At 59.1% G+C, this 23,502-nt stretch carries 18 protein-coding genes and 1 pseudogene; 10 read left to right on the top strand and 9 right to left on the bottom strand.

The genetic code is table 11. The annotated features are described in order from the left end of the window. The first annotated feature begins 2 nt into the window (after positions 1–2). Positions 3–1,010 carry a cytochrome d ubiquinol oxidase subunit II gene (gene cydB / locus WA225_RS13005; protein ID WP_093434736.1) on the top strand — a complete coding sequence of 336 codons (1,008 nt, stop codon included), beginning with the start codon at positions 3–5 and terminating at the stop codon, positions 1,008–1,010. A gap of 70 nt (positions 1,011–1,080) precedes the next feature. Continuing rightward, entirely contained in the window at positions 1,081–1,248 is a 168-nt protein-coding gene (locus WA225_RS13000; protein WP_007909751.1) for a DUF2474 domain-containing protein, read from the top strand. A 71-nt stretch (positions 1,249–1,319) separates the two neighbouring features. Here WA225_RS13000 and WA225_RS12995 read toward each other — a convergent pair whose 3' ends face one another. Next, complete coding sequence (locus WA225_RS12995) at positions 1,320–2,444, bottom strand: methyltransferase (protein WP_422608232.1); 1,125 nt, start codon at positions 2,442–2,444, stop codon at positions 1,320–1,322. 174 nt (positions 2,445–2,618) lie between these two features. Next, a pseudogene (locus tag WA225_RS12990) lies at positions 2,619–3,331 on the bottom strand (autoinducer binding domain-containing protein). 322 nt (positions 3,332–3,653) lie between these two features. Here WA225_RS12990 and WA225_RS12985 point away from each other — a divergent pair. Next, positions 3,654–4,430, top strand: a complete 777-nt coding sequence (locus WA225_RS12985; protein ID WP_422608231.1) for a ferredoxin--NADP reductase — start codon at positions 3,654–3,656, stop codon at positions 4,428–4,430. Positions 4,431–4,474: 44 nt separating this feature from the next. Here the strand turns inward: WA225_RS12985 and mscL are convergent, their stop codons facing one another. Further along, positions 4,475–4,888: a large-conductance mechanosensitive channel protein MscL gene (gene mscL, locus WA225_RS12980; RefSeq protein ID WP_064118754.1), complete on the bottom strand. Its 414-nt coding sequence runs from the start codon at positions 4,886–4,888 to the stop codon at positions 4,475–4,477. Positions 4,889–5,174: 286 nt separating this feature from the next. Between mscL and katB the strand changes: the two genes are divergently transcribed. The 3 genes from katB to radA are packed head-to-tail and all read left to right on the top strand — an operon-like array spanning position 5,175 to position 8,733. Continuing rightward, positions 5,175–6,716, top strand: a complete 1,542-nt coding sequence (gene katB / locus WA225_RS12975) for a catalase KatB (protein ID WP_422608368.1) — start codon at positions 5,175–5,177, stop codon at positions 6,714–6,716. A 57-nt stretch (positions 6,717–6,773) separates the two neighbouring features. Further along, positions 6,774–7,319, top strand: a complete 546-nt coding sequence (locus WA225_RS12970) for an ankyrin repeat domain-containing protein (RefSeq protein ID WP_422608230.1) — start codon at positions 6,774–6,776, stop codon at positions 7,317–7,319. A gap of 46 nt (positions 7,320–7,365) precedes the next feature. Continuing rightward, a complete protein-coding gene (gene radA, locus WA225_RS12965; RefSeq protein ID WP_126366560.1) occupies positions 7,366–8,733 on the top strand; it encodes a DNA repair protein RadA in 1,368 nt (455 codons plus the stop codon). A 65-nt stretch (positions 8,734–8,798) separates the two neighbouring features. On the opposite strand, the gene WA225_RS12960 is transcribed toward radA, so the two are convergent. Then, on the bottom strand, positions 8,799–9,167 hold the full coding sequence (locus WA225_RS12960; protein WP_422608229.1) for a PilZ domain-containing protein: 369 nt from the start codon (positions 9,165–9,167) through the stop codon (positions 8,799–8,801). Between the two features lie 159 nt (positions 9,168–9,326). Between WA225_RS12960 and WA225_RS12955 the strand changes: the two genes are divergently transcribed. The 3 genes from WA225_RS12955 (at position 9,327) to yjiA (ending at position 12,740) form a co-directional block, all read left to right on the top strand. After that, positions 9,327–11,393 carry a carbon starvation CstA family protein gene (locus tag WA225_RS12955; RefSeq protein WP_422608228.1) on the top strand — a complete coding sequence of 689 codons (2,067 nt, stop codon included), beginning with the start codon at positions 9,327–9,329 and terminating at the stop codon, positions 11,391–11,393. A gap of 15 nt (positions 11,394–11,408) precedes the next feature. Further along, positions 11,409–11,606 (top strand): YbdD/YjiX family protein, encoded by a 198-nt coding sequence (locus WA225_RS12950; RefSeq protein ID WP_003228401.1) that lies wholly within the window; start codon positions 11,409–11,411, stop codon positions 11,604–11,606. Positions 11,607–11,768: 162 nt separating this feature from the next. Beyond that, positions 11,769–12,740, top strand: coding sequence for a GTPase (yjiA, locus tag WA225_RS12945; protein WP_422608227.1), 972 nt, complete (start codon positions 11,769–11,771; stop codon positions 12,738–12,740). A gap of 115 nt (positions 12,741–12,855) precedes the next feature. On the opposite strand, the gene WA225_RS12940 is transcribed toward yjiA, so the two are convergent. The 5 genes from WA225_RS12940 to morA form a co-directional block, all read right to left on the bottom strand. Beyond that, complete coding sequence (locus WA225_RS12940) at positions 12,856–13,566, bottom strand: GntR family transcriptional regulator (protein ID WP_422608226.1); 711 nt, start codon at positions 13,564–13,566, stop codon at positions 12,856–12,858. 19 nt (positions 13,567–13,585) lie between these two features. Then, the gene (locus WA225_RS12935) at positions 13,586–14,290 is read right to left on the bottom strand and encodes a FadR/GntR family transcriptional regulator (RefSeq protein WP_422608225.1); all 705 of its coding nucleotides are present in this window, start codon (positions 14,288–14,290) and stop codon (positions 13,586–13,588) included. 49 nt (positions 14,291–14,339) lie between these two features. Further along, positions 14,340–15,653: a C4-dicarboxylate transporter DctA gene (locus WA225_RS12930; protein WP_422608224.1), complete on the bottom strand. Its 1,314-nt coding sequence runs from the start codon at positions 15,651–15,653 to the stop codon at positions 14,340–14,342. Positions 15,654–15,929: 276 nt separating this feature from the next. Beyond that, positions 15,930–17,183: a serine hydroxymethyltransferase gene (glyA, locus tag WA225_RS12925; RefSeq protein WP_007909785.1), complete on the bottom strand. Its 1,254-nt coding sequence runs from the start codon at positions 17,181–17,183 to the stop codon at positions 15,930–15,932. Between the two features lie 239 nt (positions 17,184–17,422). Continuing rightward, positions 17,423–21,271: a cyclic di-GMP receptor MorA gene (gene morA, locus WA225_RS12920; protein WP_422608223.1), complete on the bottom strand. Its 3,849-nt coding sequence runs from the start codon at positions 21,269–21,271 to the stop codon at positions 17,423–17,425. 425 nt (positions 21,272–21,696) lie between these two features. Here morA and ettA point away from each other — a divergent pair, with 425 nt between their 5' ends. Beyond that, entirely contained in the window at positions 21,697–23,361 is a 1,665-nt protein-coding gene (gene ettA, locus WA225_RS12915) for an energy-dependent translational throttle protein EttA (RefSeq protein WP_064118743.1), read from the top strand. The last annotated feature ends 141 nt before the right edge of the window (positions 23,362–23,502 follow it).

Here is a 23,502-nt window from a genome sequence, read left to right as displayed (position 1 = left end):
TCATGGGTATTGATCTTCCGCTGATCTGGGCCGTGATCATCATCTTCGGCATCATGATGTACGTGGTCATGGACGGCTTCGACCTGGGCATCGGGATTCTCTTCCCGTTCATCCCCGGCAAAGTCGACCGTGACGTAATGATGAACACCGTCGCACCGGTCTGGGACGGCAACGAAACCTGGCTTGTATTGGGCGGCGCGGCGTTGTTCGGCGCGTTCCCGCTGGCTTATTCGGTGGTGTTGTCGGCGCTGTACCTGCCGTTGATTTTCATGCTGATCGGTTTGATCTTCCGCGGCGTGGCGTTCGAGTTCCGCTTCAAGGCCAAGGACGACAAGCGGCATCTTTGGGATAAGGCTTTTATCGGCGGTTCAGTAGCGGCGACGTTTTTCCAGGGCGTGGCGCTGGGTGCATTCATCGACGGCCTGCCAGTGGTCAATCGGCAGTTTGCCGGTGGCTCACTCGACTGGCTGACACCGTTCACGCTGTTCTGCGGCGCCGCGTTGGTCGTGGCGTATGCCTTGCTCGGCTGCACTTGGCTGATCATGAAAACCGAAGGCAAGCTGCAAGAGCAGATGCACAATCTGGCGCGGCCACTGGCGTTCGTGCTGCTGGCAGTGATCGGTGTCGTCAGCCTGTGGACGCCGCTGGCGCACCCGGAAATCGCCTCGCGCTGGTTCAGCATGCCGAATCTGTTCTGGTTCATGCCGGTGCCGATTCTGGTGCTGGTGACGATGTACGGCCTGATCCGCGCCGTGGCGCGCAATGCCAACTACATGCCGTTCCTGCTGACCTTGGTGCTGATCTTCCTCGGCTACAGCGGTCTGGGCATCAGCCTGTGGCCGAATATCGTACCGCCGTCGATCTCGATCTGGGACGCCGCGGCACCCCCGCAAAGTCAGGGCTTCATGCTGGTGGGCACGCTGTTCATCATCCCGTTCATCCTGGGTTACACCTTCTGGAGCTACTACGTGTTCCGCGGCAAGGTCACCCATGAAGACGGTTATCACTAATCCTGTGGGAGCGGGCTTGCCCGCGATGGCGTCGGTAGCGGCGCCATCAATCTGACTGAGGACCGCAACAATGCCCGGCAAACATTCCCTGCACGACATTGAAGAAGCCGAAAAAAAACCGCTGTGGCAGCGGCTCGGCTGGTTGGCCTTGATCTGGGTCGGTAGCGTCGGCGTGCTGTTTATCGCCGCCAGTCTGATGCGCATGTTCATGAATGCCGCAGGCCTGACCACGCATTGAATCATCCCGTTCCGGCGCCTTCGGATACGGTTTTGTAACCCTCCTTGCGGAGGGTTTTTTTTGCCTGCGCTTTACTTGCGCGCTTTGAGGATGACGAATTTCGGTGTGGCGGCGACTTGCTCAACGCCCCGGAACAACCGCGCCAGTTTGCTGTGATAACCCAGATGACGGTTACCGACGATGTACAGCGCACCGCCCACCACCAGCGCCTCGCGGGCCTGCTGGAACATGCGCCAGGCGAGGAAGTCGCCAACCACTTGCTGCTGATGGAACGGGGGGTTGCACAACACCACGTCCAACGATTGCGGTGCTTGCCCGGCCAGGCCATCTGCAGCACGCACAATCACCTCGCGATCACCGAGTGCCGCGCGCCAGTTTTCTTGCGCAGATTGCACCGCCATGAACGATTCATCGACCAGCGTGTAATGCGCATCAGGGTTTTGCAGCGCGCTGGCAATCGCCAGCACACCGTTGCCACAGCCGAGATCGGCAACACGTGCGCTACCCAGATTCTTCGGCAGATGTGGAAGGAAAGCGCGCGTGCCGATATCCAGGCCTTCGCGGCAGAACACGTTGGCGTGATTGCGCAATTCGATGGCCGGCTCATCGAGACGATAACTCGACGGGTAGGGCGAAATCACCACGGCTTTCGCCTCGGGCGTGGCGATCAGCAGTCGGGCCTTTTTCACCGCCAGAGACGCTTGTACCGGGCCGATATAGCGTTCCAGCAAATCGCCAGCCGCGCGCGGCAGATGTTTGACCATGGCGGCGGCAATGACCTGCGCGCCGGGTGCCAGTTGCCCTTGCAGACGAATCAGTTGTTCTTCCAGCAGCGCCAGGGTTTTCGGTACACGAATCAGTACACAGTCAAACGGTCCGTTGAGCGGCGCGCTGGCCGGAACCGGGTTGATCGCGTCGAACGCATGACCATTGCGCAGCAGGTTTTTTTCCAGCCCCTGAAAACCCAGGAATGAATCGCCACTGCTATTGACCGCAACCTTGCCGAGCAGGCTGGCCGCCAGTGCACCAAAGCTGTCGTTGAGCACCAGTACCCGTGTGTCGATCGTCGGTTGCTGCGCCGCCAAATGGTTGAGCAGGTATTCGTCTGCGGCATCGAAAGCCTGCAGCGGTTCATCCTGCTGTTCGGGCTGGCGGATCAGGTCAAGTTGAGCGAAGGGCGTATCGAGCAAAGGCATGGGGCGGGGACTCAGGGTAATCGACGGATGTTCCGCTGCCCTGGCGTCGTGCGGCGGAACTGACTGAGTGGACTGCAACGCAACATTCACGTCATCACTCAGAAAGGCCACAAATGGTACGTTTTTTTCTCTGTAAATACTCGCAAGTTTTGATCCGGGGGCAAGGCTGGGTGTTTAGATGATGCCGGCTCTGGCGGCCGCGATAACGGCGGAAATCTTGTTGCACACGTTGAGTTTCTCGATCACGTTTTGCACGTGATAGTTGATCGTCCGCTCGCTCAGGCTCAGGATTTTCGAGATCTCATAGGCCGTCTTGCCGTTAGCGGACAGCTGCAGAACCTCCAGTTCGCGTGGCGAAAGATGCGGTTGGCGGGGCTTGATGGCCTGCGCCGGCAAAGCCCTGGCGACAGTTCGCTCAGATGACTGGTGGCGTAGAACATATAGCCAAAATGCTCATACAACTCCAATGAACTGATCGGGCAGTGGTTTCGGGCCAGACTGATCATGCTGCACAAGCCACTTTCTTCGTCGTGGAACGCCTGCGTCCAGCCGTGTTGCAGTCCGTGTTGTTGCAAGGCTTGCCATAACGCCGGGGTATCTCTGTACACCGCTTCATTCCATACCAGTGGCATCATTGAATGATTGCAGTGTGCTATTACCGGGTCGATTTGACTGTATCTTTTTTGTTCATATTGCAGGTTCCATTCTTTGGGGTAATTGTTGATTTGCAAGGTATTAAGATGTAACTCCCGATGCGGAGAGGTCACTGCGATTGCGCAATAGTTAAACCCGAGGTTTTCGGCAAATCGCAGTAAAATCGGATAGGCAGCATCTATTCCCTTGGCGAAAGTCAGTTGTTTCAACTGCGATTCCTTCCACGTTTCCATTACTGAATCTCCATTGGTGTAGCGGGGGGCACCGAATGGATCCAAAAGATCCGGCACGCATCGCAGTGTAGGATGATTCCTACAATAGGCTCTAAATTTTTTCGCTCTTGAACAGAAGTGAATCTTCATAAAGTGTTCTTAGCAATGAGTCAGGTAATGGAATTTAAAGTGACATCTCAAGAAGTAGAGTTTTTATTTTTTTTTTAATGGAATGATTCTGTTGGTATTTGTGGCCAAACGTTGCGAATAACATTACCAATCATCGGTGTTTAACCCGCGTCATTTGCGCGACACTGGCGGCGATCGTTCAATGGAGTGCCCCATGACCGCCAGCGCAGAGAAGTACACCACGCAGACCTTGCTTGACGTGCAACCCCTGACCCCAAGCCTCTTCACCTTGCGGACCAGTCGCGACGCTGGGTTTCGTTTTCGCGCGGGGCAGTTCGCCAGGCTGGGCGTCACCAAGGCTGATGGCAGCATCGTCTGGCGTGCCTATTCGATGGTGTCCTCGCCGTTCGACGAGTTTCTCGAGTTCTTCTCCATCGTGGTGCCGGGCGGTGAATTCACCAGTGAGCTGAGCCGGCTCAAGGTTGGCGATACATTGCTGGTGGATCGTCAGGCGTTCGGCTATCTGACCCTCGATCGCTTCGTCGACGGTCGGGATCTGTGGTTGTTATCCACCGGCACCGGGGTGGCGCCATTCCTGTCGATCCTGCAGGACTTCGAGGTCTGGGAAAAATTCGAACGGATCATCCTCGTGTACAGCGTGCGCGAGGCGCGGGAACTGGCCTATCAGGCATTGATTGCCGAACTGACGCAACGCGAATACCTGAGCGAATATGCGCACAAATTGCAGTTCATCCCGACGGTCACTCGCGAGGCGCATCCCGGTGCGCTAAATGGGCGTATCACTACGCTGATCGAAAGTGGCGAACTGGAGCGCGCCGCCGGTGTGGCGCTGTCAGCCGAACATTCGCGGGTGATGCTGTGCGGCAATCCGCAGATGATTGATGACACGCGCGCGCTGCTGAAAAAACGCCACATGAGCCTCAGCCTTACCCGCCGGCCTGGTCAGGTGGCGGTGGAAAACTACTGGTAAAAAAACGGCGCCTCGCGGGCGCCGTTGTTTATTGTGCAGCAGGTTCAGGGCCGATTGTTCTGGGCCTTGAGCAAATCGCGGATCTCGCCAAGCAGTTCTTCTTCCTTGGTCGGCACCGGCGGCAGGGTAGGGGCCACGGCTTCTTCGCGCTTGAGGCGGTTGATCGCTTTGACACCCATGAAGATCGCGAAAGCGACGATCACGAAGTCCAGAATGGTCTGGAGGAACTTGCCGTAGGCCATCACCACCGCAGGCGCAGCGCCATCGGCGGCTTTGAGCGTGATGGCTAAATCACTGAAGTCCACCCCACCGATCAGCAGGCCGATTGGCGGCATGATGACGTCACCGACAAACGACGAAACAATCTTGCCGAAAGCCGCACCGATGATGATACCGACGGCCATGTCGACCACATTGCCTTTGACCGCGAAGGCCTTGAACTCACTTAGCACGCCCATAGGTTATTTCCTTGTTACAGATGAGTTTGGTGTACGCAGTGTAAATCAGCAAAACGCGTCCTGCGCGAAACACCTTCTTACAATGCCCGTTTTTATCGACACATTAATCGGCGAATAGTTTGCAAAGTGCCACTAATCGCGCGCGAAATACGCTGTAACTCGCTGATCGGGAAGCTAAATTTCTCAATCATCGAGTTACGAACTTTCTATTTATGTTTGCCGGTTCCGCCCTCTAGCCTCTGATTGGCGCACCTGGATGCGCCCAAAAAAACCAGAGGAACCTGATATGACGACCACTCCTGGCTTGGGGGCTTTTCCCTATCGCCGCACCCTTGGCGTATTCACCGCCAGCCTGCTGACCTTCTCCGTGCATGCCGCGCCGTTGACCCGCGATAACGGCGCCGCGGTGGGGGACAATCAGAATTCGCAGACCGCCGGAGCCAACGGCCCGGTGCTGTTGCAGGATGTGCAATTGATCCAGAAGCTGCAGCGTTTCGACCGTGAGCGCATTCCCGAGCGTGTGGTACATGCCCGCGGCACGGGTGCCCACGGTACCTTTACGGTCACCAACGCTCTCAGCGACCTGAGCAAGGCCAAAGTATTTGCTGCCGGCCAGAGCACACCGGTGTTCGTGCGGTTTTCCGCGGTGGTGCACGGTAACCATTCTCCGGAAACCTTGCGCGATCCGCGCGGCTTCGCCACCAAGTTCTACACCGCTGATGGTAACTGGGACCTGGTCGGTAATAACTTCCCGACGTTCTTCATTCGCGATGCAATCAAGTTTCCGGACATGGTTCACGCCTTCAAACCTGACCCGCGCACTAACCTTGATGATGATTCTCGTCGTTTCGATTTCTTCTCGCACGTACCGGAAGCCACCCGCACATTAACCGAGTTGTATTCCAACGCCGGCACGCCAGCCAGTTATCGTGAGATGGACGGCAATGGTGTACATGCCTACAAGTTGATTAACGCCAAGGGTGAAGTCAGCTATGTAAAGTTTCACTGGAAGAGTTTGCAGGGACTAAAGAATCTGGCGCCTAAAGAAGTCGCGAAAGTTCAAGGTCAGGATTACAGTCATATGACCAACGACTTGGTTACCAACATTAACAAAGGCAATTTCCCCAAGTGGGACTTGTACATTCAAGTGCTGAAACCACAAGATCTGTCCAAGTTTGACTTCGATCCATTGGATGCTACCAAGATTTGGCCAGGTGTTGCTGAGCGAAAAGTTGGACAAATGGTGTTGAACCGCAATCCGGCGAATGTCTTCCAGGAAACAGAACAAGTTGCCATGGCACCGGCCAATGTTGTCCCGGGTATCGAACCGTCGGAAGACCGTTTGTTGCAAGGCCGAGTGTTCTCTTATGCCGATACGCAAATGTATCGCCTGGGTGCCAATGCCCTGCAACTGCCGATCAATGCGCCCAAGGTCGCTGTGAATAACGGCAACCAGGATGGTGCGATGAACCTTGGCGCCAGCAACTCCGGTGTCAACTATCAGCCGAGCCGTTTGCAGCCGCGCGAAGAAACAGCCAATGCGCGCTATAGCCAGGCGGCGCTGGCGGGCAGCACTCAACAGGCGAAGATCCAGCGCGAGCAGAACTTCAAACAGGCTGGCGATCTGTATCGTTCGCTGAGCAAAAAAGAACGCCGCGATCTGATTGAAAACTTCGGTGGCTCGCTGGCCAGCACCGATGACGAGAGCAAGCACATCATCCTGTCCTTCCTTTATAAGGCCGACCCGGAGTACGGAAGCGGTGTGACAGACGTGGCCAGGGGCGACCTGAGCCGAGTCAAGGCGCTGGCGGCCAAACTGGTCGACTGATTGCGATATAGCAGGCGGGGCCTGAGTCAGGCCCCGTTCCGTTCAAGGAGATGGCTGATGCGAATCTGTCTTTTAATGTTATCCGGGTGCCTGTCGTTCGCGGCGTGGGCGGCACCGGTCGAGCAAACCCCTGAGGCGATTCAGGCACAACTCCAGGACTACTATTTCGACGCCGCCCGGCGTGGTGATGTGCCAATGCTCGAAACCTTCATCGAGTCCGGTTATTCACTCGATACCCGTGACAGCCAGGGTTACACCGCGCTGATTCTGGCGGCTTATCACGGTCAGGCGCCGGCGGTGGAGCGTTTGCTTGCGGCTGGCGCGAATGCCTGTGCCCAGGATCAACGCGGCAACACGGCGTTGATGGGGGCGATTTTCAAAGGCGAGTTGCAGATCGCCAGGCGCTTGATGTCCACCGATTGCAGCCCCGACCAACGTAACGGCGCCGGGCAGACCGCTGCCATGTACGCCGGGTTGTTCAAGCGCGAAGAATTGCTCGCGGCGCTGAAAGCCAAGGGCGCCGACTTGAATGCCGAAGATCCGCTGGGCAATAGCGCCGCGCGTCTGGCCAGTGGCGAGATCCGCACGGCGGCGCCGCGCTGAGCCGCGATGTCTGCGTTATCATCGCGGTTTTGCCCCGGGGGTTCAGATGGCCAAGGCCAAGCGCATGTACGGCTGCACCGAATGCGGCGCAACGTTTCCCAAGTGGGCCGGGCAGTGCGGTGAATGCGGTGCCTGGAACACCCTGACCGAAACCATGATCGAAAGCGGTGGTGCCGCGGCGCCCGCCGGTCGCACGGGTTGGGCCGGGCAGCAGGCGCAGATCAAGACACTGGCCGAAGTCAGTATTGAAGAGATCCCGCGCTTCTCGACGGCATCCGGTGAACTGGATCGGGTGCTGGGTGGCGGTCTGGTCGACGGTTCCGTGGTGCTGATCGGCGGTGATCCGGGGATCGGTAAATCGACGATTCTGTTGCAGACCCTGTGCAATCTCGCCAAGAGCATGCCAGCGCTGTACGTCACTGGCGAAGAATCCCAGCAACAAGTGGCCATGCGCGCGCGCCGCCTCGGCTTGCCGCAGGACCAGTTGCGGGTGATGACCGAAACCTGCATCGAAACCATCATCGCCACCGCCCGTCAGGAAAAGCCCAAGGTGATGGTGATCGACTCGATCCAGACGATTTTCACCGAACAATTGCAATCGGCGCCCGGCGGTGTATCGCAAGTGCGCGAGAGTGCGGCGCTGCTGGTGCGTTATGCCAAGCAAAGCGGCACGGCCATTTTCCTCGTTGGCCACGTGACCAAGGAAGGCGCGCTTGCAGGTCCGCGCGTTCTCGAACACATGGTCGACACCGTGCTGTATTTCGAAGGGGAGTCCGATGGCCGTCTGCGTTTACTGCGCGCGGTGAAGAACCGTTTCGGTGCGGTCAACGAGTTGGGTGTGTTCGGCATGACTGACAAGGGTTTGAAAGAAGTTTCCAACCCCTCGGCGATTTTCCTCACCCGTGCGCAGGAAGAAGTCCCGGGCAGTGTGGTCATGGCGACATGGGAAGGCACGCGGCCGATGCTGGTGGAAGTGCAGGCGCTGGTCGATGACAGTCATCTGGCCAATCCGCGCCGGGTGACGCTGGGTCTGGATCAGAACCGTTTGGCGATGTTGCTTGCAGTCTTGCATCGCCATGGCGGTATTCCGACCCACGATCAGGACGTGTTCCTCAACGTGGTCGGCGGGGTGAAGGTGCTGGAGACGGCGTCTGACCTGGCGTTGATGGCGGCTGTTATGTCGAGCCTGCGCAACCGGCCGTTGCCGCATGATCTGTTGGTGTTCGGCGAGGTGGGCTTGTCTGGCGAAGTGCGTCCGGTGCCGAGCGGTCAGGAGCGATTGAAGGAAGCCGCCAAGCATGGCTTCAAACGGGCGATCGTGCCGAAGGGCAACGCCCCGAAAGAGTCCCCGCCGGGCTTGCAGATCATTGCCGTGACCCGCCTCGAACAGGCCCTCGACGCACTCTTCGAATAGCTTGAACCCACCGCATAACCTGTGGGAGCTGGCTTGCCAGCTCCCACAGGGTTCAATTGTGGATTCTAGATTTCGATCAGGGCAGCCAACTCGCGCTCCAGTTCGACCTCATCCGCGAGATTCAGCTCGATCAACCGTCGCAAGCGCTGGATCGATTCCAGGCTGATATGCCGGCAGACAAACCCAAGCTGGCCGTTTTCCTCATGGGCCAAGTGCACGTCCATCTCGATATCGACGTCATCGCTCAGATGAATGTCGACGAAGAAATCCTTCCCCGAGTCCCCCAGCCACGGCTCTGGCCGCTCGATCAGCAACCCTTTCAGCGACAGGTCGATCAGCTTGACCGGCCAGATGTACTCGCCCTGACTCAGCTCGGTTCTGGCATCGAACGCAATACGTTTGAAACGACGTCGATTGGCGGGGTGCTCGCTCATGGCGCAATCCTCATGAAGGTTCGCTGACTATAGACCGCGAATGCGGGCGCCAGCCAATCGCTAAAGCGTCTAGACCAACGTCGGGGTATGGCCTTTGGCGCCGTAAGCGCTAAACTCGGGGTGGCTGTCTTTCTTGTCCACCCTGGCTGGAATAATAAAATGAAAAATAATAATAGCCTGCTACGCCACTTACCCTGGCTAGTGCTGGCAATCGTAGGAGCGTGCGCCCTGGGCGTAGTGGCATTGCGCCGCGGCGAGGCGATCAACGCCTTGTGGATCGTGGTCGCAGCCGTGGCCATTTATCTGGTTGCGTACCGTTACTACAGTCTGTTCATCGCTAACAATGTGATGCAACTGGACCCGCGTCGGGCCACCCCCGCCGTGCTCAACAACGACGGTCTGGACTATGTGCCGACCAACAAACACATTCTTTTCGGTCACCACTTCGCTGCCATCGCTGGCGCGGGGCCGCTGGTCGGCCCGGTATTGGCGGCGCAAATGGGTTACTTGCCCGGCACGCTGTGGCTGATTGCCGGGGTGGTGCTGGCGGGCGCGGTGCAGGACTTCATGGTGCTGTTCATGTCGACCCGTCGCAACGGCCGCTCCCTGGGCGACATGGTGCGTGAAGAAATGGGCCGCGTGCCCGGCACCATTGCCCTGTTCGGCTGCTTCCTGATCATGATCATCATCCTCGCGGTGCTGGCGCTGATCGTGGTGAAAGCGCTGGCCGAGAGCCCGTGGGGCATCTTCACGGTGATGGCGACCATCCCGATCGCGATGTTCATGGGCATTTACATGCGCTACATCCGCCCGGGACGCATCGGCGAAATCTCCGTGGTCGGCGTGTTGCTGTTGCTCGGTTCGATCTGGCTCGGTGGGCAGATTGCCGCTGATCCGGTGTGGGCCAAGGCGTTCACCTTCACCGGCGTGCAGATTACCTGGATGCTGGTCGGTTACGGTTTCGTCGCGGCATCGCTGCCGGTCTGGCTGATTCTGGCGCCGCGTGACTATCTGTCCACGTTCCTGAAGATCGGTACCATCATCGCCCTGGCGATCGGTATTCTGGTGACCATGCCCGAGCTGAAAATGCCGGCGCTGACCCAGTTCGTCGACGGCACCGGCCCGGTGTGGAAGGGCGGTCTGTTCCCGTTCCTGTTCATCACCATCGCTTGTGGTGCGGTATCGGGTTTCCACGCGCTGATTTCTTCGGGCACCACGCCGAAGCTGCTGGATAACGAAACCAACGCCCGTTACATCGGTTACGGCGGCATGCTGATGGAGTCTTTCGTCGCCATCATGGCTATGGTTGCCGCTTCGGTGATCGAGCCTGGCGTGTACTTCGCCATGAACAGCCCGGCCGCCGTGGTTGGCAGTGACGTCGCATCGGTTGCGCAAGTGGTCTCCAGTTGGGGCTTTGCGATCACGCCGGAGGCGCTGCAAGCGGTGGCGCATGACATCGGTGAAACCACCATTCTGGCCCGTGCCGGTGGTGCGCCGACCCTGGCGGTCGGTATTGCGCAGATCCTGCACAGTGTCCTGCCGGGTGAAAACACCATGGCGTTCTGGTACCACTTCGCGATCCTGTTCGAAGCGCTGTTCATCCTGACCGCAGTCGACGCCGGTACCCGTGCCGGACGTTTCATGCTCCAGGATTTGCTCGGCTCCTTCGTGCCGGCACTGCGACGTACCGAATCGTGGACCGCCAACCTGATCGCCACCGCCGGCTGTGTGGCGATGTGGGGCTGGTTGCTGTACCAGGGCGTGATCGATCCTCTGGGCGGTATCAACACCTTGTGGCCACTGTTCGGTATCTCCAACCAGATGCTGGCCGGTATCGCGCTGATGCTCGGCACCGTGGTCCTGATCAAAATGAAGCGTCAGCGCTACATTTGGGTCACCCTGTTGCCAGCCGCCTGGCTGCTGATCTGCACCACGACCGCAGGCTTCATCAAGCTGTTCGACGCCAACCCGGCGATCGGCTTCCTGTCGCTGGCCAAGAAGTACAGCGACGCGCTGGCCAACGGTCAGATTCTGGCCCCGGCCAAAAGCATCGATCAGATGCAGCACGTGATCTTCAACGCCTACACCAACGCAACGCTTACCGCGCTGTTCCTGTTCGTGGTCTTCAGCATCCTGTTCTATGCGCTCAAGGTCGGCATCGCCGCCTGGGGCAAAAAAGAGCGCACGGATAAAGAATCGCCATTCCAGGCCCTGCCGGACGCGTAACCAGAGGGTTGCACCATGTTCAATGACCTGAGTCGCCTCGGTAAATACCTCGGTCAGGCCGCGCGCCTGATGGTCGGCATGCCCGACTACGACACCTACGTCGAGCATATGCAAACCAAGCACCCGGACAAACCGGTGATGAGCTACGAGATGTTCTTCCGCGAACGTCAGGAAGCCCGTTACGGTGGCAAGGGTGGGCCGAAGTGCTGTTGAGCTGACAGCGCAAGGTTGAGGTAATCCCCTGTGGGAGCGAGCTTGCTCGCGAATACGGAGTGTCAGTTGATGAATGATTTGACTGGCACACCGCTTTCGCGAGCAAGCTCGCTCCCACAGTTGTTTTTGTGTTGTTCATTCATTTTGTGAAGGGGATCTGTTTTGTCTTCTCCCATACCTGTAACGGTACTCAGCGGTTTCCTTGGCGCCGGCAAGACCACTTTGTTGCGCCACATTTTGAAAGCCGAGCACGGCCTGAAAATCGCCGTGATCGAAAACGAATTCAGCGACGCCGGCATCGACACTCAGTTGTTAGGTGATGAGCCGGTGCAAGTCATGACCCTGGCCAACGGCTGCGTCTGCTGCACCATTCATACTGACCTGACCAAAGCCCTGTACCTGCTGCTTGAGCGGTTGGACAGTGGCGAAATCGCCTTCGACCGCCTGGTGATCGAGTGCACCGGTCTGGCCGACCCTGCTCCAGTGGCGCAGACCTTTTTCATCGATGAAGAACTGCGCGAGCGTTACCTGCTCGACGGCATCATCACCCTGGTCGATGCCGCGCACGCGGACGTGCACCTGACCCAGACCATCGCCCAGGCGCAGATCGGTTTTGCTGATCGCTTGCTGGTGAGCAAGACTGATCTGGTCGACGCAGCCACGTTCAACGCACTGAGCGAGCGCCTGACGCGGATCAACCGTCGCGCGCCGATCCGTGTGGTTGATCACGGCAACATCGATCTGGCTGAACTGCTGGATGTGCGCGGCTTCAATCTCAATGCCGATCTTGGCGGCGGTTTGAGCCTGCGCCCGGTGAGCAAGGCGCCGTCGATCGATCGCATTTCCAGTCTGGTGCTGCGCACCGATCAACCGCTGGATATCAATCAGCTCAGCGAGTTCATGAACGAACTGCTGGAAGAACACGGCAAGCAATTGCTGCGCTACAAAGGCGTGCTGAACATTGCTGGGGAAGATCGGCGATTGGTGTTTCAGGGCGTGTTGAAGCTGTATGGCTTCGACTGGGACACCGAATGGGCCGAGGGTGAGGCGCGGGAAAGCGTGATTGTGTTCATTGCTGATGATTTGCCGGAAGAGAAGATTCGGGCGGGGTTTGCCAAAGTCGCTTCTGCCTGATGGATCTTGGTTGTCAGTGATGGCCTCTTCGCGAGCAAGCTCGCTCCCACAGTCGACCGCACTCTGTCAGTCGAATGCAATTCACTGTGGGAGCGAGCTTGCTCGCGAAGGCGATCTAACCGACAGCACATCGCTCAAGGTCTGAACCCAGCAGGGTCTGCTCAAGATGATCCAGATGTTGATTCATCAGCATCCCGGCCTTGGAAGCATCCCGATTTCCCACCGCCTCAACCAACGCCAAATGCTCCTGCCACGCGCAACAGCTGTGCGTCTGGCACTCACTTCGCGCAATCGCCAATGACGTCAACGGCACCAGACTGCCCAAAAAATGCGCCAACGGTGCATTCCCCGCCATCCGCGCCAATTGCAAATGAAACTCCCCGGACAAGCGAATCGCCGCCCCGCGCCGATCTTGCTCGACCGCCTGACGTTCGCGCTCGATCAACCCGCGCAGCCGTTTCAAGCCTTCTGCTTGCGGGCGCTGGCAGGCCAGACGCACCAACGTGTTTTCAGTCAGCCGCCGCGCATGCAAAGTCTGCCGGGTCTGCTCCCGATCAGGTGCAGCCACACGCGGGCGATGGTTGGCGCGCAGCACAATGACTTGCTCAAGCGACAACTGCGTCAGCACCCTGCGCACATCGGCGCGGCTGACGCAGAACATCTCTTTCAAACTGTCCTCGGTGAAGCGGCTGGTCGAGTCGATGCGCTGTTCCAGAATCGCATCCAACAGTCGCGGATACAGATCGTCCGCCGGCATCCTGACGCGGGAGAAGGGCAGGGGCGCAGCAGCCGGCTGGGTGTGCGACGGTGAGGCGAAACTGTTCATGGCCTGTCTCCAATAGGGATCAGCGACTCAAGTTGTCTTCCGGAATATTCAGCTCAATGCCCATGCGCTGACCTTCACGCAGAATGTGCCGACGCATTTCGGCGCTGGCCTGGGCGCTGTTCTTGCTGCGAATGGCACGGACCACGGCTTCGTTTTCTTCGAGCCGTTCGGCCAGATGTTCCGGGGAATTGCGCAGCACTTCGGCGCTTTGTTTGAGCGCGTTGCTGGTCTGTTGCACCACGCTCTGGAAAATCGGGTTGGACGTGAGGGTGAACAGCTCTTCATGAAAGGCGATGTAGGCGTTGACCCCGGCCTCGCTGTCGCTGGCTTCAAGGGCTTCGCGCATGTCCATCAAAGTCAGGCGCAACTGGCCGACTTCCTTGCTGCTGATCGACTGCGCAACCAGGCCGACGATGAATGGTTCAAGGGTGTAACGCAGTTGCAGCACGTCTTCGAGGCTGGCGCCTGCGACCGCGCTGTCGTGGTTCTGGCTATCGCCGATTTGCGCGTCGAGCACGACCACGCCTTTGCCCGGCATCGAACGCACCAGACCCAGGGTTTCCAGGACGATGACCGCTTCACGCAAGCTTGGGCGACTGATGCCCAGTTGTTCGGCCAGTTCGCGCTGACCCGGCAGCATGTCGCCGGAGCGCCACTGACCACGGGCCAAAGCGGCCCGCAGTTTTTCTACCACTGAGTTGACGACGGTTGATGTAGTGATCACGTATTCGCTCCATGAGCCGTGCCTGCGCAGGGGCAGGCACGGCGGTCATTCAGAATTCTTTGGCCGCCGCCTGGGCGACCGGTTTTCTCGGCTGAAAGTTATAGCCCTGCTCACCGTTGAGCACCTTGTTCGCTCGCTGTACGTCGATGTCCTTTTCCCAGCGCGCGATGGCCACAGTGGCGACGCAGTTGCCGATCAGGTTGGTCAGCGCCCGGCCGATGCCCATGAACCAGTCCACCGCCAGCACCAACACCAGACCGACCACCGGGATTGCCGGGATCGCCGTCAACGTTGCTGCCAGAATCACCAGTGCCGAACCGGGAATACCGTGGGCACCTTTGGAGGTAATCAGCGACACCAGCAGAATGGTCAGCAGGTCGGTCATCGCCAGCGGTGTGCCGGTGGCGTTGGCAATGAAGACGATGGCCAGGGTCAGGTAGATCGAGAAACCGTCGAGGTTGAATGAGTAGCCGGTCGGAATCACCAGGCCGACAGTCGAGCTGCCGATGCCCAAGTGCTCAAGTTTGCGCATGATCTGCGGCAGCACGGCGTCGGACGAGGCGGTGCCCATGACGATCAACAGTTCTTCACGCAAGTACTTGAGCAGCGGCCACATACGCAGGCCGGAGGCGCGCATCACCAGACCGAGAATCACGCTGACGAAGGCGATGCAGGTCAGGTAGAACAAACCGACCAGACTGCCCAGGTGCTGCAGCGAATCGAGGCCATATTTGCTGGTGGTGAAGGCGATGGCGCCGAACACGCCGATCGGCGCCAGGCGCACGATCATGCCCATGATGCGGAAGATTACATGGCTCAGTTCGTTGATCAGCCGCGAGATCCCGGACGCCGCTTCGCCGACCAGATTCAACGCGCTGCCGAACAATACCGAGAACAGCAGGACTTGCAGGATGTTGTTGTCGGCGAAGGCGCCGAGCACCGAGGTCGGGATCAGATCCATCAGGAACTGCGTGGTGGTGTGCATGTGCTGACCGCGCTGGGCGATGTCGCCCATGTCCGCGGCGGAAAGTTGCTCCAGATGGATATTCGCGCCGCTGCCGATGCCGGTGCTGAAGGCGAAGACCAGACCGATCACCAGGGCGATGGTGGTCAACACTTCGAAGTAGATCACCGATTTGAGGCCGATGCGCCCGACCTTCTTCAGATCGCCGGCGCCGCTGATGCCGCTGACCACCACGCAGAACACGATCAGGCCGATGAGCATCTTGATCAGTTTGATGAAGCCGTCGCCGAGCGGTTTGAGCTGGGCCGAGTATTCAGGAAGGGTCAGCCCACAGACGATGCCGAGCACCAGTCCGAGAACCACTTGGAGGAAGATTGAACGCGAGCACCATCTGAGCATGGGAGGAATCCTGGTCGGTGTCCTGGCTGCCGTGCGCGTGGCGCATCAGATTCAGGACTTAATTATTGTGGTCTTACCGGTATGTCCAGTGCAGGCGCAGTCTAGGCGCTGGTTTTCCATGATCGCAAGTGAAAAATGACGAATTGGCATGACCGGTCTGACCAGTTGTGCGACAAGTCCCATTCTTGAGCGGTTCGGGCGTTTGAAAAAATCCGGGCGAAAAAAAACCGGCCAATCACTTGGCCGGTTTTTTATGCTGCGGGTTTAACGTCGCAATTAAGCGCCGTATACCGGCAGTTTCTTGCAGATGGCTTTGACTTTCTCACGAACGGCGTCGATCACCGCTTCGTTGTTCAGGTCAGCCAGGATATCGCAGATCCAGCCAGCCAGCTCTTTGCACTCAGCTTGCTTGAAGCCGCGAGTGGTCACAGCCGGCGTACCGAAGCGCAGGCCGGAAGTGACGAACGGCGAGCGTGGATCGTTTGGCACGGAGTTCTTGTTCACGGTGATGAAGGCTTTGCCCAGAGCGGCGTCGGCGTCTTTACCGGAGATGTCCTGCTTGATCAGCGACAGCAGGAACAGGTGGTTCTTGGTACCGCCGGAAACCACGTCGAAACCGCGTTCGATGAACACTTCGGCCATGGCCTGGGCGTTCAGCACCACTTGTTCCTGGTAAGCCTTGAACTCTGGCTGCAGCGCTTCCTTGAAGCAGATCGCTTTAGCGGCGATCACGTGCTCCAGCGGGCCACCCTGGGCGCCCGGGAAGACTGCGGAGTTCAGTTTCTTCTCGATGTCGGCGTTGGCGCGCGCCAGGATCAGGCCGCCACGTGGACCGCGCAGGGTCTTGTGCGTGGTGGTGGTCACGACGTCAGCGAAAGGCACCGGGTTCGGGTAAACACCCGCAGCAACCAGACCGGCCACGTGAGCCATGTCGACGAACAGGTAAGCGCCAACCTTGTCAGCGATGGCGCGGAAGCGTGGGAAGTCGAGAATCTGCGAGTATGCAGAGAAACCGGCAACGATCATTTTCGGCTTGTGCTCAACCGCCAGACGCTCGACTTCGTCGTAGTCGATCAGGCCGTTGGCATCGATACCGTATTGAACGGCGTTGTACAGCTTGCCGGAGGAGGAAACGCTGGCGCCGTGGGTCAGGTGACCGCCGTGGGCCAGGCTCATGCCCAGAATGGTGTCGCCACCTTGCAGCAGGGCCAGGTAGACAGCGGCGTTGGCTTGCGAACCGGCGTGCGGCTGAACGTTGGCGTAATCGGCGCCGAACAGCTCTTTGGCGCGGTCGATGGCCAGTTGCTCAACGATGTCGACGTACTCGCAACCACCGTAGTAGCGCTTGCCCGGGTAGCCTTCAGCGTACTTGTTGGTCAGGACCGAGCCTTGAGCTTCCATCACCGCTGGGCTGGTGTAGTTTTCCGAAGCGATCAGCTCAATGTGTTCTTCCTGGCGCTGAGCTTCTTGCTCCATGGCGGCAAAAAGGTCGGCGTCGTACTTGGCAATAGTCAAATCACGGCTGAACATGGCGGTCCTCAAGGATCGGGGGCAGAAAAGGGGGGCATTCTAACCCAATGGGTTTTGGATGGCATATGAAACGACATCATGTCGCAGACAAGTGGCATTCATGACAGATGTGCGGTGCTTTTGAAGGCCCCTTCGCGAGCAAGCTCGCTCCCACAGTAACCGAGGTGCTCTGCGATTTTCTGACCGACATCAATCCCGTGTGGGAGCGAGCTTGCTCGCGAATGCCGCGCCGCAAATCTTCAGTCGAACATGAACAGCGCGTCATTGCTGAACTGCGCCTCAAACCGGCTCGCCGGCATCGGCCGCCCGAACAGATACCCCTGAACCTCATCGCAACCATGCTCGCGCAGGAAGTCCAGCTGTTCATGGGTCTCCACGCCCTCGGCGATTACCGCCAGATTGAGGCTGTGCGCCATGGCGATGATCGCCCGGGCAATCTGCGCGTCCTGCTCACCGGACGGCAAACCGTCGACAAACGTGCGATCGATTTTCAGCACGTCGATCGGGAATTGCTTGAGGTAGTTCAGCGATGAATAACCGGTGCCGAAGTCATCGACCGCAATGCTCAGGCCCAGGTTTTTCAACCCGGCGAGAATCTGCATGGCTTCGCTGACTTCGCGCATCAGAATACTTTCGGTCAGTTCCAGTTCCAGGCATGCCGGCGGCAGGCCGGTCTCGCGCAGGATCGTGGCGATCCGTGTGCCGAGCTGGCCATCGGAGAACTGTCGCGCGGAAATGTTCACCGACACCTTCGGCACGCGCACACGGTTCTGGTGCCAGGTCTTCAACTGGCGGCACGCCTCGCTGATCACCCAGTCGCCGACGTCTACCACCAGACCGAGTTCTTCCAGCACCGGAATGAAATCCCCCGGCGGCACCAGGCCGCGACGCGGATGGCGCCAGCGCAGCAGCGCTTCGGCGCCGGTCAGGCGTTTGCCGTCGCCGCTGAATTGCGGCTGGTAATACAGGACGAATTCGTTCTGTTCCAAGGCGTGGCGCAAGTCGCTTTCCAGCTCCAGACGTTCCAGCGCACTGGCGTTCATGTCGGCCTGATAGAACTGGAAGTTGTTCTTGCCGCGTTCCTTGGCGTGATACATCGCGGTGTCGGCGTTCTTCATCAACTGGCTGAGTTCGTTGCCGTCCTGCGGGCTCAGGGCGATGCCGATACTGGCGGTGACGAAGAACTCGCGGCCTTCAAGCACGAACGGCCGCACCAGGCTGCCGAGGATCTGTTCGGCGACATGAATCGCCCGGTTCAAGGCCATTTCGCGGCTGGAGCGATGTTGCAGCAGCAAGGTGAATTCGTCGCCACCCATGCGCGCCACGGTGTCGTCATCGTCGACGCAGGCCAGCAGGCGCGTGGCCATGTCTTTCAGCATGCGGTCGCCGGCGGCATGGCCGAGGGAGTCGTTGATCGGTTTGAAACGGTCGAGGTCGAGGAACATCAACACCACCCACGACTTCTGCCGCTCAGCCGATTGCAGCGCGGTGTGCAGGCGATCCTGGAACAGCGTGCGGTTCGGCAGGTGGGTCAGGGCGTCGTAGTAGGCGAGGCGGTGAATGCGCTGCTCGCTGGCCTTGCGCTCGCTGATGTCGCTGAAGAAGCACACGTAACTGGCCAGATCGCCCTCGTCGTCGAGCACCGCGGTGATGCCGACCCACGCCGGGTAATGCTCGCCATTACGCCGCTTCATCCAGACTTCGCCCTCCCAGGTGTTGTGCTGGTGCAATTGCTTGAGCACATACCGCAGGTGCGCGTCCTGTTGTTCATCGACGGTGAGCATGTTCGGTAACTGGTCGAGCACTTCGCTCACCGCGTAACCGCTGACGCGGCTGAAAGCCTCGTTGGCCTGAACGATGTAACCGGCCGGGTCGGTGATCAGGATCGCCGACGTCGAATGCTCGAATACCGTGGCGGCCATGCGCAGGTCTTTCTCGGCGCGGCGCTGCTGGCTGATGTCGCGGCCGACACCGAGCACGCCTTCGAACGCGCCATGCTCGTCCCACACCAGCACCAGGCGCAGCTCGATCGGGATCTTGCGGCCGTCGGCGCGCAGGCAATCGAACAGGAACAACTGCGTCTGCACCTGATTGCGCAACACTGCCAGTTGCTCGGGTTTGTCCAGCGCCTTGCTGACCCGATCCATCAGCGTGTAAATGCCGCTCAGTTGCTGCGGGTTGGCGATGGTCGATTGCCAGCCGTTCTGGAAAATCCACTCGGCGTCGTAACCCAGTACGGCTTGCACCGACGGGCTGACGTAATTCAGCGAGAGCTTGCTGTCGGTGGAGAAGATCACGTCGCTGATGCTTTCCGCGAGCATGCGGTAGCGCTGTTCGCTGTCACGCAGCGATTCGCTGGCCTCGATCTGTTCGGTGATGTCTTTGGCCACGCCGATGATCCGCGTGACCTGATCGTGCTTGTCGCGGGCCAGCGCCTGTTCGCGGATGTCGAAACGCCGCCACTTGCCGTCGCGATGGCGGAAACGCAATTGGCATTGCAGCAACTGGCTGTAACCGGCGTGACGCTGCATCTGCCGCGAGCGATGGTAGTAATCGGCATCTTCCGGGTGCAGGAGGATTTCCCAGAAATACTCGCCCATCTGGTGCAGTTCGGTGCGGTTGTAGCCGAGGGTCTGGCCGAGGTGGTGGTTGCTGAAAATCATCCGCTGACTGATCACATCCTGCACATACAGATGATCCGGCACGGTGCGCACCACGTCCGACCAGAAACCTTCGCGTTCGAGCAGCGACAGTTCGATCAGCTTGCGGCTGGTGATGTCGTTGATGCTGAGGATCACCGCTTTGTAGTCGTGCTGCTCCTGCGGCAGGCGCAAGACCATCCACAGGTGCTGGTCGCGCCCGCTGCTGCCAGGCAGTTTGACTTCCAGTTCCAGCTGCTTTTGCTGTTGCAGAACCGCGTCGAGCACCTGATTGCCGATTGCGCAGTGATAGTGCGGATGACCATCGATCAGCAGTTGCCAGGCATGCTCGCAGGAATTGACCTCGAGCAGTTGCAGCGCCACCTGATTGACCTCGGTCACGCGCAATTCTTGCAGCAACTGTTGGCGCTGCTGCGGCTGATCGAGCCAGGCCTTGAGCTGATCACTGGTCTGGATCTGCGCCTTGTCGAAGACTTGTTTGAGCCCGGACAGGTCGAGCACGCACAGCGCGACGCCGGTGCCTTCGAAAATGTCCTGATAACGCCGGCGACCTTCATGCAACTGGCGCTGGCGGCGGCGCATGTTCAACAGCGCGATCACCGGCAGCATCGAGAACGCCAGGCCCAACAGGCATTTGCCGATGAAGGCTGGCAGCAATTCTTCGAGCACGCGCTGGCGGTCGAACAGGCCGCGCAGTTGCCAGTCGCTGCTGCTCAGCGGCACGGTCAGCACGGTGTTGGCCAGATCGTCCGGGCTGAGCACGCCAGGCTTGGCCGAGGACAATGCTTCGTCGCGGCTGATGATCTGATGGTTGATACGATTTTCCACCAGCCACAGTGGACGCAGGCCGGTCTCGCTTTGTTTGGTCAGCGAGTCGAAAAACGTCGGCGTAAGCCGCAAGGCCCAATAGCCGCGGGTGCTGCCGCTGGCCTGATGCAGCAAGAGGTGCACCACCGAGCCATCATCGGCGTTGCTGAAATAGTGCGCCTGGGAGCGGCTGCGGCGTACCAGCTCGGTGAGGTAATCGGCGTCGTTGCTGTCGGCAGCGCTGTCGCTGATGATCCGCCCGGAAGGACTGAGCAGCGCCATGCTGCGCAGGTCCGGCAACGATTGCTGGAGCTTGCGCAACAGTGCCTGCTGTTCGTCGGCTGATTGTGGCTGTTCGACGATCGGTAGCAGATTGAGGGCGATTTGCGCGTTCAGCGCCATATTCAGGCTGACCTGCGAGGCGAGGTCGGCGGTGTAATCGATGGTGTACTGGCGCTGGTTTTTCTGGGTTTCGCGCAGTTGATCGAGCAATTGCCAGAACAGCAGCGCCAATAGCAAAAGCACCAGTGTCGCCAGCGCGCCCTTTAATGTCCCGCGCAGGGGCGAGCCCGGCGCCGGTTGGGTGCTGCTCACAGAGGCTGGCGGAGTGACATTGGACAAGCTGTAATCCTGCGGTTTGGCTGGACTGGCGCGACGTGCACTATAAGCCGGACGCCCAAAGGGCGGCTAGCATGCCTTGAGTTGTGGCGAAGTGCCAGCCCCGCTCGGCTGGACTGCCTTTGATCATTAAGGTAGCTTTGCCGGTTACGCGGGAGCCCAGACACTGTTAAAACTACTGCGCTCGGAAATACTGCGTTGAAAACAGGCTCGGACTGCTCATTTACAACCCGTAAACTCCACGTCCTCGCCTGTTTTCGCCTTGTCTTTCCTTCGCTCGTTACGTTTTAACAGCGTCTGGTCCAGCTCCTAGACTCAGACTTTTTCAGCGCGCACGCATTGATAACCATCAAGTGAACGACGCGCATGGTCTGGCCGGGCTTCGCCTGCGCTGCAATCATTCATCTGTCACTGACCCAAGGTTCTCCATGGCTCAATACGTCTTCACCATGCATCGGCTGGGCAAAGTTGTTCCGCCGAAGCGGGAAATTCTCAAAAACATTTCGCTGTCGTTCTTCCCGGGCGCCAAAATCGGCGTACTCGGCCTCAACGGTTCGGGTAAGTCCACGCTGCTGAAAATCATGGCCGGCGTCGACACCGAGTTCGAGGGCGAAGCCCGTCCGATGCCCGAGCTGAACATCGGTTATCTGCCGCAAGAGCCGCAACTTGACCCAACCAAGACCGTGCGTGAAGTGGTCGAGGAAGCGGTCAGCGTGATCAAGAACGCCCAGGCGCGCCTGGACGAGGTCTACGCGGCTTACGCTGAAGAGGACGCCGACTTCGACAAACTGGCTGCCGAGCAGGCCAAGCTCGAAGCGATCCTGCAAGCCAGCGACGGTCACAACCTTGATCGCCAACTGGAAGTGGCCGCCGACGCACTGCGTCTGCCGGCGTGGGACGCCAAGGTCGAATTCCTCTCCGGTGGTGAAAAACGCCGTGTGGCCCTGTGCCGTCTGCTGCTGTCCGCGCCGGACATGCTGCTGCTCGACGAACCGACCAACCACTTGGACGCCGATTCCGTTGCGTGGCTCGAGCACTTCCTGCACGACTTCCCGGGCACTGTGGTAGCGATCACGCACGACCGCTACTTCCTCGACAACGTCGCTGGCTGGATTCTGGAACTCGACCGCGGCGCGGGCATCCCGTACGAAGGCAACTACTCGGGTTGGCTCGAAGCCAAGTCCGATCGTCTGGCCGCCGAATCCAAGCAGCAGTCGGCCCACGAAAAAGCCATGAAAGAAGAACTGGAGTGGGTGCGCAAAGGCGCGAAAGCCCGCCAGTCGAAATCCAAGGCTCGTCTGCAACGCTTCGAAGAAATGCAATCGCAGGAATTCCAGAAGCGCAGCGAAACCAACGAGATCTACATCCCGGCCGGTCCGCGCCTGGGCGACAAGGTCATCGAATTCAAGAACGTCACCAAGGGCTACGGCGATCGCGTCCTGATCGACAACCTGTCGTTCTCGATGCCCAAAGGCGCGATCGTCGGCGTGATCGGCGGTAACGGTGCCGGTAAATCGACCCTGTTCCGCATGCTGATGGGCAAGGAAACACCGGATTCGGGCAGCATCGAAGTCGGCGAAACCGTGCAACTGGCCTGCGTTGACCAGAGCCGTGATGACCTGGATGGCAGCAAGACTGTATTCCAGCAAATCTCCGACGGTTCCGATCAGATCCGCATCGGCAACTACGAGATCCCGTCGCGCACCTACGTTGGTCGCTTCAACTTCAAGGGCGGCGATCAGCAGAAGTTCGTCAAGGATCTGTCCGGTGGTGAGCGCGGTCGTCTGCACCTGGCGCTGACCCTGAAGGAGGGTGGCAACGTCCTGCTGCTCGACGAACCGTCCAACGACCTCGACGTGGAAACCCTGCGTTCGCTGGAAGAAGCCCTGCTGGACTTCCCGGGCGCCGCCATTGTGATCTCTCACGATCGGTGGTTCCTTGACCGCGTGGCGACGCACATCCTGGCGTACGAAGACGATTCGCAAGCGATCTTCTTCGAAGGCAACTACACCGAGTACGAAGCGGATCGCAAAAAGCGCCTTGGCGAAGCGGCTGCCCAGCCACACCGGGTACGTCACAAGAAACTGGCCTGATATCAGGTTGGTTGCATGAAAAAGCGGAGCCTTCGGGCTCCGTTTTTTTTCTGTGTTTTTCAGGTTTAACCGAGTCGAACCCATCGCGAGCAAGCTCGCTCCCACAGGGGAACGCATTTCAAATGTGGGAGCGAGCTTGCT

This window comes from Pseudomonas sp. (assembly GCF_049300855.1).
Classification (GTDB): domain Bacteria; phylum Pseudomonadota; class Gammaproteobacteria; order Pseudomonadales; family Pseudomonadaceae; genus Aquipseudomonas.
Note: the sequence above shows the minus strand (reverse complement) of the source record. Positions and strands in the feature narration are given on the sequence as shown.

Bases quoted from the DNA above. Each gene is read 5' to 3' on its own strand.
- glyA (WP_007909785.1), bottom strand. From the start codon at position 17,183: ATGTTCAGCCGTGATTTGACTATTGCCAAGTACGACGCCGACCTTTTT.
- WA225_RS12930 (WP_422608224.1), bottom strand. From the start codon at position 15,653: ATGCTCAGATGGTGCTCGCGTTCAATCTTCCTCCAAGTGGTTCTCGGA.
- WA225_RS12940 (WP_422608226.1), bottom strand. From the start codon at position 13,566: ATGAACAGTTTCGCCTCACCGTCGCACACCCAGCCGGCTGCTGCGCCC.
- cydB (WP_093434736.1), top strand. From the start codon at position 3: ATGGGTATTGATCTTCCGCTGATCTGGGCCGTGATCATCATCTTCGGC.
- WA225_RS12970 (WP_422608230.1), top strand. From the start codon at position 6,774: ATGCGAATCTGTCTTTTAATGTTATCCGGGTGCCTGTCGTTCGCGGCG.
- WA225_RS13000 (WP_007909751.1), top strand. From the start codon at position 1,081: ATGCCCGGCAAACATTCCCTGCACGACATTGAAGAAGCCGAAAAAAAA.
- ettA (WP_064118743.1), top strand. From the start codon at position 21,697: ATGGCTCAATACGTCTTCACCATGCATCGGCTGGGCAAAGTTGTTCCG.
- mscL (WP_064118754.1), bottom strand. From the start codon at position 4,888: ATGGGCGTGCTAAGTGAGTTCAAGGCCTTCGCGGTCAAAGGCAATGTG.
- WA225_RS12985 (WP_422608231.1), top strand. From the start codon at position 3,654: ATGACCGCCAGCGCAGAGAAGTACACCACGCAGACCTTGCTTGACGTG.
- WA225_RS12950 (WP_003228401.1), top strand. From the start codon at position 11,409: ATGTTCAATGACCTGAGTCGCCTCGGTAAATACCTCGGTCAGGCCGCG.
- WA225_RS12960 (WP_422608229.1), bottom strand. From the start codon at position 9,167: ATGAGCGAGCACCCCGCCAATCGACGTCGTTTCAAACGTATTGCGTTC.
- WA225_RS12955 (WP_422608228.1), top strand. From the start codon at position 9,327: ATGAAAAATAATAATAGCCTGCTACGCCACTTACCCTGGCTAGTGCTG.
- WA225_RS12995 (WP_422608232.1), bottom strand. From the start codon at position 2,444: ATGCCTTTGCTCGATACGCCCTTCGCTCAACTTGACCTGATCCGCCAG.
- radA (WP_126366560.1), top strand. From the start codon at position 7,366: ATGGCCAAGGCCAAGCGCATGTACGGCTGCACCGAATGCGGCGCAACG.
- katB (WP_422608368.1), top strand. From the start codon at position 5,175: ATGACGACCACTCCTGGCTTGGGGGCTTTTCCCTATCGCCGCACCCTT.